Here is a 9,424-nt window from a genome sequence, read left to right as displayed (position 1 = left end):
GGACACGACCTTCCTCGGCGCCCATGTCGTGCCGAGCGACACCACCCCCGAGGACTACGTCGAGCTGGTCACCGGGGCGATGCTGGCGGCGGCGGCGCCGTACGCCCGATGGATCGACGTCTTCTGCGAGGACGGCGCCTTCGACGTCGACCAGGCACGAGCAATCCTGGCAGCGGGCACCGACAACGGCCTGCGCGGACGCCTCCACGCCAACCAGCTGACCTACGGCGGCGGCGTGAAGCTCGCCGCCGAGCTCGGCCTCGTCGCGGTGGACCACTGCACCTATCTCGCCGACGACGACGTCAGCGCGCTCGCCGACTCCGGCACGATCGCCACGCTGCTCCCGGGTGTCGAGTACTCGACCCGCCACCCCTACCCCGACGCGCGCAAGCTGATCGACGCGGGCGTGAAGGTGGCCATCGCCAGCGACTGCAACCCCGGCTCCTGCTTCACGTCCTCGATGGCGCTGTGCATCGCGCTCGCCGTCCGCGAGATGCGGATGACGCCCGCCGAGGCGCTCCATGCCGCGACTTTCATGGGCGCGGCCGCCCTCGACCGCGACGACGTCGGCGTCATCGCCCCGGGCAAGCGCGCGGATCTCGTGCTGCTCGACGCGCCGTCGTACCTCCACCTCGCCTATCGCCCGGGCGTCCCGCTCGTCGCCGGCGTCTGGCAGGGCGGTCGTCCGGTCGCTCCGGTCTCCTGACACGGCAGCCACTTCGTCGGACGCAACGCGGGACGTCCGACGTTGCGGTTGCTCCGGCCGCCACTTCGTCGGACATCCCGGCTGACGTCCGACAGGTCGGCAGTCGGAGCGAGTGACCTACGCGGCACCCATCGCCGCGAACAGCACCGCCGTCGCATGCTTGACCGGATCGTCGTACGCCGCTCGACGCGCACCGGCGAGGGCCTCGTCGAGCCGCAGCCCCCGGGCGAGCCCGGCGTGCAGGTCGAGCATCACCTGAACCGTCGCGGCGTCATCGACGTCGGCGATGGACGCGATGACACCCGCGGTGCCCTGGGTCAGCAGCGCGGACGCGAACCCGACGACGTCCTGCCCGCCGATGGCCGCGACCACGCCCGAGCGGCAGGCAGGCAGCACGATCCGGTGCGGTGGGTGTTCGAGGCGGTGGATGTCGTCGACGGTGAGCGGGCCGTCGGCAAGGTTCAGGCTCGAGAACATCGGGCTCTCGGAACGGAACAGCCCGTGCGCCGCGATGTGGGCCAGTCCGGCACCGTCCAGCGCCGAAAGGACACGCGGAACGGTGGAGTCATCGCCGACCAGGCTGGTGGCCGCGGACGACAGGGCGGCGATCGACGCGACCTCGGCGCCCCCGGTCGGCAGCCCCGGGCCAGCAACGAAGACCGCGCGCCGCGATGGCGGGACCGCGCCGTGCGCCCGGACCCACGCGGTCGCCGACGGTGTGAGCGCGACCGGACGGTCGTGCAGGGCCGGCAGCAGCCCCCACGGGGCGCCGAGGAAGGCGGCAGGAGGAGACAGCACGACTGGTCGGTCCGGTGGCAGCAGCCGAACCACTGGGCCGAGCACGGCGCTCTCCAACCGGCGCGCGAGAGCATCGAGGTCAACCGGACGGCCGCGGGTTGCGCTGCGGAGCCCGTACAGGGCGCGGTCCATCGCCCTGTGCGCGAAGTCCAACGGGCCCACTTCGACCGTGCGCCAGCGACCGTCACGCACGACCACCGCCCGCAAGATCCCGTCGACGTTGACGATTTGCACCAGGATCCGGTCGCCGAGGTGCTCCACCAGTTCGGCAGGAGAGGCAGTCGTGGCCCGGCCGCCCGTCCCTGACGTGGCTGCCCAGGCCAGCCGGACTGCTCGCTCCTGTTGGGTGCGTTCGCGCTCCAGGACCTGGATCTTGGCGGGGTCCCTCTCCTCACCGATCCGGTGAGACAGGCCTCGGATCGTCGCGAGGTGGCCGTCGATCACCGGGTCCTGCGGCGCGGCGACGGGTTCACTGAGGGACGCGGCGCGTCCTCGATCGCTCCAGTGCACCAGCGCACGCGGACCGCGCGGGAGCGCATGCCGTGCGGCCAGTGCCGAGAGGTCTGCACTGTGGATCGCGGTGAGCGCGCGCAGTTCCGGACTGCCGAGGGAGGCCCGATGCTCGGCCAGCGCATCCAGGCCGTGGCCCACGGCCTGCAGCACGCGTGGTCGCCCCTGCACCTCCAGGTCAAGGGCGTGCGCCAGCCAGGCGGTGCTGCGGCTCAGGGGGTTGCCGCGTTGGCGTCCGCGCGCGGCTCGGGAGAGGTACGCCGAAGCGCCGGCCGGGTCCAGGGCCGCGAGCTCGCGTCCGGCGAGAAGGTGGGCCAGGACCCCCTCCTCGGTCCGCTCGTCGGCCAGGGAGTCGGCGAGCGCGACGGCGGCGCGACGAGATCCGCGACCGAGCTCGATCCGGGCCCGGAGCGCGACGAGGTCAGCCCGGATCCGCCACCACTCCCGTTGCTGCCGGGCGAAGAGCCTGCGGGCTGCGGTGGCGTCGGCCAAGGCGTCCTCGGGTCGGCCCTGACCCAGCCGAGCGCTGGCCCGCATCACGAGTAGCTCGGCCCGGGACCGCGGCCGGGTGCTGGTCCACGCGGCTGCCGACTCGACGATGGCGACGGCCTCATCCGACAGACCGGCGACCAGGAGGACCCGAGCGCGGTCGAGCGCCAGGTAGAACTGGGGGTCGCCCCGGGCCGTGTATTGCTCGGAGAGCTCGGCGAACGCCGTCAGTGCGGCTGGCACGTCACCCTTGAAGAACCGGATCAGGGCGAGGTTGTTGCGGACGTGGAGCATCTCCAGGTGCTGATCGTGCCGGGTGAAGAGAGCGTCGGCGTCCACCAGATCGCGCTCGGCCACGGCGAAGTCGGCCCGCAGTATCTCGACATGGGCCCGGAGGTTCAGCGCACGGGCCTGCCACACCTCGTCACCGGCACGCCGGAACTCGGGCACGGCCACCTGCAGGTCCGCGATCGCGTCGGCATGACGGCCGAGGGTGGCGAGCACGTGGGCCCGTCGCATCAGGGCCTTGGCTCGCACGGCGCCGCTGGGAGTGGCTTCGCGAACAGCATCGTCGAGCTCGCGCAGCGCGGCGACGGGCCGCCCACGCAGCGCGAGCGCGACACCGAGCGTTGCCCGGACGTCCGCGGAGCGGTCCGGGTCTGTGCCTCGTGCCAGTCCCCGAGCCGTTCGGAGATGGATGAGAGCCAGATCGATGTCCCCACGGTCGCGAAGCACGATGCCCAGTGCCTGGTGGGCGTAGGACAGCCCGACCGGGTCCCCGGAGCGCGCGATCGCCGTCGTGGCGAGCGCAGCAGCGCGGGCCGGGTCGACGGCCACGAGCGCCAGCATGTCGTCGCCTGCTGGATCTGACACCCTCGCATCCCCTCCCGATCGTGGCGGTGAATCGCTATCCTCAGGCGAGGTGGCCGCTCCGGCGTCGCCCGTCACGCTCCATCAAAGCCCATCGGGGGAGACCGTCATGGAGAATCCGTCCACCGGCGCGACCGGCGCCGAGTCCGGTCCTGAAGCAGACGAGAAGCGCGACCGCCTTCGGCAGGAGATCCTGCGTGAGCAGGTCGCCTATCTCATCAAGGCGATGGGCGGCCCCGACAAGGCCGCTGTCGTGTGGAACGACATCGGCGGCATCGACTACCTGTACCGCCCGGGCTTCGTGCTGGCGCGCGACGAGCACTGGCGCGATGTCGCCGAGCTGCTGGGTGCCGAGCGGGTCGTGGACGAACGCGCCCAGAACCAGCGCGGCCTGACGGTCCTGCGGGTGCCGGTCGACCGACTGACGCCGGAGCATCTGCTGGTGGTCGATCGCGAGCTCGGGGTCGGCAAGGCCACGCCGGACCACATCATGTACGTCACGCCGAACCCCGGATATGCCTGCCCGGCGACCGAGCCCGAGGAGCCGGGAGCGGCGCCTGCGCCGTACCCGCCCATCTCCAGCGACACGGGGGCAGGCACCGGGGTGTTCGTCTCCGTGGTCGACACCGGCTGGTGGCCAGCGGCCGCGACCGATCCGGCGACGCCGTGGCTGGCCGGGGTCACCGGTGATCCCGAGACGATCGACCTCAACCACATCCACCCCTATGCGGGGCACGGCACGTTCATCGCCGGCGTCGTCCGCAACCAGGCCCCCGCCGCCGAGATCCGGGTGGAGGGCTTCTTGCCGTTGGGCGGTGCTGCCTATGAGTCGGAGATGGTGATCCAGCTCGGCGAGGCCCTGGAGCTGAGCCCCGACATCATTTCGCTGTCGGCGGGCTGCCCCACGCGCGGCGAACTGCCGCTGCTGAGCTTCGAGGTGTTCTGGGAGCAGCGGCTGCGCCACCAGAAGGGCACCGTGCTCGTCGCCGCGGCCGGCAACGACTCGCACCGGCGGCCGTTCTGGCCGGCGGCCTTCCCCTGGAGCGTCTCGGTCGGCGCGCTCGACGCCGACGGTGCGCGCGCCGACTACTCCAACTTCGGCAGCTGGGTGGACGTCTACGCGCTCGGCACGGACCTGGTCAACGCCTATCCGACCGGCACATTCTTCTGCCACCAGTCGCCGAACGTCGACGATGAGCGCCACTTCACCGGGTTGGCGAAGTGGAGCGGGACGTCCTTCTCGACACCCTTGGTGTCGGGGCTGATCGCGGCCCGGATGAGCCACCACGGCATCAGCGCACGTCTGGCCGCCGACGAGCTCCTCGCCGAAGCGGCCATCGCCGGGCGACGTGGCGTAGGGCCGGTGCTCCAGCCCAACAACTAACCGATCAGAAGGTCAGCCACTGGGTCGTGCCCGTGCCCTCGATGGTGAAGCGCACCGGGCCGGGCAGGGAGCCCACGAGCTCGAACACCCCGTCCTCGTCGCTGGGCGACTCGAGGCGCTGGCCGACGACGTTGGTCATCACCACGGTGACGGTGCCGCCGGGGAGCACGTGGCCCATGACTCGCTCTCCGTCGATCTCCAGCTCGAGGCTGCCGATGCTGGAGCTGAAGGACACCGTGCGCGGCTCGTCCAGGCCGGCGCTGCGCACAGCGGACGCCGTCTCGAGGGAGTCGTAGGTCAGCTCCATCAGCTCTTCGTCGATGGTGCGCCAGGCGAAGGCCGCCTGGGCGGCTTCGCGATGACGTGGGTCCACGTCGTCCTTCGCGCGCAGAGCAAGAGCGAGGTCGTCGACGACGGCCTGCTCTTCAGGGGTGCTCTCGTTCATGGGGTTCTCCCGTCGGGGGCAGGTGGTGCCAGGTGCCGCAGAGCGCGGCTGTTGCGAAGTTGCCGGATTGCCCGGGCTCGAGTCGGCCCGATGCTGCCCACGGGGATGCCCGATCGGCGGCTGATCTCCGCATAGCTCAGGGGTGGGTCCTCGGTCAGGAGAAGGAGGAGTTCGCGTCGGTCGGTGGGCAGTTCGAGGAGCGCGTCCACCAGGGCCGAATGTCGCTCGGTGATCATCAGTGCGTCCACCAGATCGGGCGAGTCATCATCGGCTCGTTCGAAGGTCGGTGACTCCTGCGGGTCGGTCGGGACCATCCTTGCCCGTCGTTGGAGCAACCGAAGGCACTCGTTGCGGGTGACCGTGGACAGCCAGCCGGGCAGTGCCAGCGGTTCGTCGATCCGGTCGAGGTGTTCGACCAGTCGCAACCACACTGTCTGGTTGACGTCGTCGGCATCGGCGCCGTACACGCGGTGACGTCGGATGAGGGACGTCACCAGCGGCAAAAGGCGTTCGACGAGCTGATTCCACGCGGTTTGGCTGCCCCCGCGAGCCTCGAGGACCAGCGTCCCCATGTCCGTCCCCCCGGTCGGCCATGAGTCCCCGCTCCGAACACGCCCTTCGCTCATCATGATGACGTCCCTCACATTGGTTAGGAGCGAGCTGCTGTGTCCTTGATACACCCAGTTCACGTCTTGCCTGATCGATTGCGCTGGCGCCACCCTCTCGCTGTGCGAACCCAGTGAGCAACAGGCTGTCCGTGGGAGCTCCGATCGGCCCTCTGAGGTAGCCCAGCCCCGATCTGAGGTAGCTGGCACGACAGGGATAGGGCACCTGCCCGATGTCCCGACCTACCTCAGCAGCGCAATCTCCAGTCATCTCGCCAAACAGGTGGAGATCACCGATGAAGGAGAAACCCATGTTCGCCACGGACAGCTTCATGAACGCCGAGGTCACCTACCGCGAAGGTCGCGTACGCCGCCAGTGGAGCAGCCGCCGCTCCAACACGGCGAACCGCACGAAGGCTGCCGACGCCCGATGAGCACCACCCCCATGACGATCCCCTCAGACACCCGGGAGTCGTTGTCGGCGGGAGGCGACACAATGACCACTGTGTCGATCCCGCGCAGCACCGACCTCGTCGGACGCGATGCCGAGCTGGAAGAACTCGTCTCCCGGCTCGGCATTCGCGGCTCCGCGGCCGGCCCGGCCCTCGAGAGCCGGGCCGTGCTGCTGGCCGGGGACGCCGGCGTCGGCAAGACCCGCCTGCTGACCGAGCTCCGCGACGTCGCCGTCGCCGGGGGCTGGTCCGTCCTCGCCGGGCACTGTCTCGACCTTGCCGACGGGTCGCTGCCCTACCTCCCGTTCTCCGAGATCCTCGGTCGTGTCCTGACGGACCGGCCGGAGGTGGCTGCGAGCGTGACCGAGCGTCACCCCACTCTCGCCCGCCTCCAGCCGGGCCGTCGGCTGCGCGCCTCCGACGATCGCGACGAGGACCAGTCGCTCGACCGGGGCAACATCTTCGCCGCGGTCCACGACCTGTTCGAGACGTTGGCCGAGGACGGCCCGCTGCTGGTCGTCGTCGAGGACGCCCACTGGGCCGATCAGTCCACGCGCGACATGCTCAGCTTCTTGTTCTCCCGCCTGTTCGCCGGCCCCGTCCGACTTGTCGTGTCCTACCGCTCCGACGACCTGCATCGGCGGCACCCGCTCCGGCCACAGGTGGCGGAGTGGGCCAGGCTCCGCGGGGTCGAACGCCTCCAGGTGGGGCCGCTCACCGACGGTGACGTCCGAGAGCTCGTCCACGCGATGCACAAGCACTCGACGATCCCCGAGGCCAGCGTCGCCGTGATCGTCGACCGCGCCGCGGGCAACGCCTTCTTCGTCGAGGAGCTCGTCGGCGCGACGTGGGCCACCGGCGGCCAGATCCCGGCCGAGCTGGCCGACGTGCTGCTCGTCCGGCTCGACGGGCTCGACGACCGCACCCTCGAAGTCGTCCGGGTCGCGAGCGTGGCGGGGCGCCATGTCTCCCACGAGCTGCTCGCGGCCGTCACCGGGCTGGGCGCGACCGAGCTCGAGAGCGCCCTCCGGTCCGCAGTGGAGTCCAACGTGCTGGTGCAGGCAAGCGGCGCGTCGTACGCCTTCCGCCACGCCCTGCTCGGCGAGGCGGTCTACGACGACCTGCTGCCCGGCGAACGCTCACGTCTCCACACCGCCTTCTCCGTGGCGTTGCAGTCCGGTCGGGTCGCCGGTACGGCCGCCGAGCTCGCCCTGCACGCCCGGCGGGCCGGAGACCGGCTGACCGCGGCCGTGGCCAGCATCGAGGCGGGCAACCAGGCGTTCGCGGTCGGAGGCCCCCACGAGGCGGCGATGCAGTTCCTCGAAGCGTGGGAGCTGCTGGCGGCCCTGCCGGAGCTGCCCGACGACATCGACCTGCACGCCCTGGTGCGCCGCTGCTCGGAGGCGTTCATTGCCTCCGGCCGGGTCTCCAAGGCGGTCACGGTGCTGCGCTCCCACCTCGCCTCGATGCCGCTCGACGCCGACCCGCACGACCGCGGCCAGATCCTCACCTCCATCGCTGCGTCGCTGCTCCTCACCGACACCACCGAGGACCCCGAGGCGATCGCTGCGGAGGCGGTCGAGCTCCTCGCCGATGCCCCACCGAAGTTGCTGGCCCGAGCCCTCGGCGTCCACGCCCAGTCCCTGGGCCGGGGGGACGTGGAGCGGGCCCGCGCGGTCGCGATGGAGGGGCTGGCACTGGCCGAGCGGCACAGCCTGACCGGGATCGCCGTGGAGATCTCGACCACGCTCATCATTCTCGACGACAGCCCCGATCTCGACCGGCACCGCACCGCGTGGCTCGGCGCGGCCGAGCGCGCCCGCGCCGAGGGGCACGTCCAGCCCGAGCTGCGTGCGCTCTACTTCCTCGGCCGGTTCCACCACGACCGCGGCGACTTCGCGGCCGCGGTCGAGGCCTATGAGGCCGTGATCCGCCGGGCCGAGGAGTTCGGCCTGCGGTGGGCACCCTTCCCGGCGGAGGCCCGCTGGATGAAGGCCAGCGTGCTGACGGACCTCGGACGCCTCGACGAGGCCTACGCCCTGCTCGACGTGTCCGGCCTGAAGCCGCCGCTGGTCTACGAGTGGCTCTACTTCGCCCACCAGGTCTACATCGTCGCGATCCGCGGGAACTGCAGGCCCGACTCGTTCACCGCGCTGCGTGACTACTGGTCGCGCGATGGGCTGATCGCGATCGTCGCGGGGTCCGCGGAGCTGGTGCGCGCAGAGCAGGAGGCCGACGCAGAGCGTTCGGTCGAGATCTACGACCACGTCGTCGCCACCGTCCGGCCGTTGTGGCACGAGTGGTTCCAGGCGCGGCTGCGGTTGACCGCGGTCGTGATCGGCATCCACGCGACCGCGGCTGGGCGACAGTCCGTGGCCGAGCGCGAGGCGTCCGCCGGCGTCGTACGCCGCATGCTGAGCGACGGCGAGCGGGTGATCGACTTCTACGCCGAGTTCGACACCGCCCGTGGTCCCGAATACCGGGCCTGGGTGGCGCGCCTCGCCGCCGAGGACCTGCGCTGGCGGTGGCTGAGCCAGCTCGACCCGCCCAGCGCCGAGGATCTGGTGTCGGTCTGGCTGGCCGCGCAGGAGGCGTTCGTCGCCTACGGCAACGTCTACGAGATCGCCCGGGTGCGAGCCCGCTGTGCCGAGGTGCTGCGGGCGACCGGTGACGCCGCCGCGGCGCGACTGATGGCCGACCTGGCCCGCGAGACGGCGCACGCCATCGGCGCCGCGCCGCTGCTGGCCGAGCTCACCACGCTCGGGTCGACGGCCCAGCCCGCGCGCTCGCACTCCGAGGTGAGCCTGACGCCGCGCGAGACCGAGATCTTGGCGCTCGTCGCCGCGGGGCGTACCAACGGGGAGATCGGCAAGCAGCTCTTCATCAGCACCAAGACGGTTTCGGTCCACGTCTCCAACATCCTCGGCAAGCTCGCGGCCTCCTCCCGCACCGAGGCAGCCGCGATCGCCCGCCGCCACGGCCTGCTCCCCGGTTGAGTCGTCCCGCCGGCCCGAGCGGTCCGGCGCGACGGGCACAATGTCGCTCGATGACTGACGACGACTTCCGCTGCTCCGCCGGCAGCCGCGGCGACGGCGAGCCTCTGGCGGGCACCGCCCCGACCGACACGGCCTTCCTGTTCGTGGAGTATCCCGGGGCGTGGGGCCG

The 9,424-nt window shown here is 71.3% G+C and carries 7 protein-coding genes; 4 read left to right on the top strand and 3 right to left on the bottom strand.

The genetic code is table 11. The features are described from left to right. Positions 1-706: amidohydrolase family protein (locus RMO85_RS12585; RefSeq protein ID WP_310529068.1), on the top strand; the 706-nt coding region annotated here is incomplete at its 5' end. Between the two features lie 117 nt (positions 707-823). On the opposite strand, the gene RMO85_RS12580 is transcribed toward RMO85_RS12585, so the two are convergent. Then, positions 824-3,376, bottom strand: coding sequence for a CHAT domain-containing protein (locus RMO85_RS12580; protein WP_310529067.1), 2,553 nt, complete (start codon positions 3,374-3,376; stop codon positions 824-826). A 106-nt stretch (positions 3,377-3,482) separates the two neighbouring features. Here RMO85_RS12580 and RMO85_RS12575 point away from each other — a divergent pair, with 106 nt between their 5' ends. Further along, entirely contained in the window at positions 3,483-4,757 is a 1,275-nt protein-coding gene (locus tag RMO85_RS12575) for a S8/S53 family peptidase (RefSeq protein ID WP_310529066.1), read from the top strand. Positions 4,758-4,761: 4 nt separating this feature from the next. Here RMO85_RS12575 and RMO85_RS12570 read toward each other — a convergent pair whose 3' ends face one another. Both RMO85_RS12570 and RMO85_RS12565 read right to left on the bottom strand, forming a co-directional pair. Then, on the bottom strand, positions 4,762-5,202 hold the full coding sequence (locus RMO85_RS12570; protein WP_310529065.1) for a hypothetical protein: 441 nt from the start codon (positions 5,200-5,202) through the stop codon (positions 4,762-4,764). Further along, positions 5,199-5,774: a sigma-70 family RNA polymerase sigma factor gene (locus RMO85_RS12565; protein WP_310529064.1), complete on the bottom strand. Its 576-nt coding sequence runs from the start codon at positions 5,772-5,774 to the stop codon at positions 5,199-5,201. The genes RMO85_RS12570 and RMO85_RS12565 overlap by 4 nt, the downstream gene beginning before the upstream one ends. A 344-nt stretch (positions 5,775-6,118) precedes the next feature. Here RMO85_RS12565 and RMO85_RS12560 point away from each other — a divergent pair, with 344 nt between their 5' ends. Both RMO85_RS12560 and RMO85_RS12555 read left to right on the top strand, forming a co-directional pair. Then, positions 6,119-6,241, top strand: a complete 123-nt coding sequence (locus RMO85_RS12560) for a hypothetical protein (RefSeq protein ID WP_310529063.1) — start codon at positions 6,119-6,121, stop codon at positions 6,239-6,241. Between the two features lie 62 nt (positions 6,242-6,303). Further along, positions 6,304-9,255 carry an AAA family ATPase gene (locus RMO85_RS12555; protein ID WP_310529062.1) on the top strand — a complete coding sequence of 984 codons (2,952 nt, stop codon included), beginning with the start codon at positions 6,304-6,306 and terminating at the stop codon, positions 9,253-9,255. Positions 9,256-9,424 lie beyond the last annotated feature (169 nt).

Origin of the sequence: Nocardioides sp. (assembly GCF_031422975.1) — a bacterium.
GTDB lineage: Bacteria > Actinomycetota > Actinomycetes > Propionibacteriales > Nocardioidaceae > Nocardioides.
Note: the sequence above shows the minus strand (reverse complement) of the source record. Positions and strands in the feature narration are given on the sequence as shown.

What these genes read in the sequence shown, in the direction of transcription:
- RMO85_RS12575 (WP_310529066.1), top strand. Translation starts at nt 3,483, where the DNA reads ATGGAGAATCCGTCCACCGGCGCGACCGGCGCCGAGTCCGGTCCTGAA.
- RMO85_RS12570 (WP_310529065.1), bottom strand. Translation starts at nt 5,202, where the DNA reads ATGAACGAGAGCACCCCTGAAGAGCAGGCCGTCGTCGACGACCTCGCT.
- RMO85_RS12565 (WP_310529064.1), bottom strand. Translation starts at nt 5,774, where the DNA reads ATGGGGACGCTGGTCCTCGAGGCTCGCGGGGGCAGCCAAACCGCGTGG.
- RMO85_RS12560 (WP_310529063.1), top strand. Translation starts at nt 6,119, where the DNA reads ATGTTCGCCACGGACAGCTTCATGAACGCCGAGGTCACCTACCGCGAA.
- RMO85_RS12555 (WP_310529062.1), top strand. Translation starts at nt 6,304, where the DNA reads ATGACCACTGTGTCGATCCCGCGCAGCACCGACCTCGTCGGACGCGAT.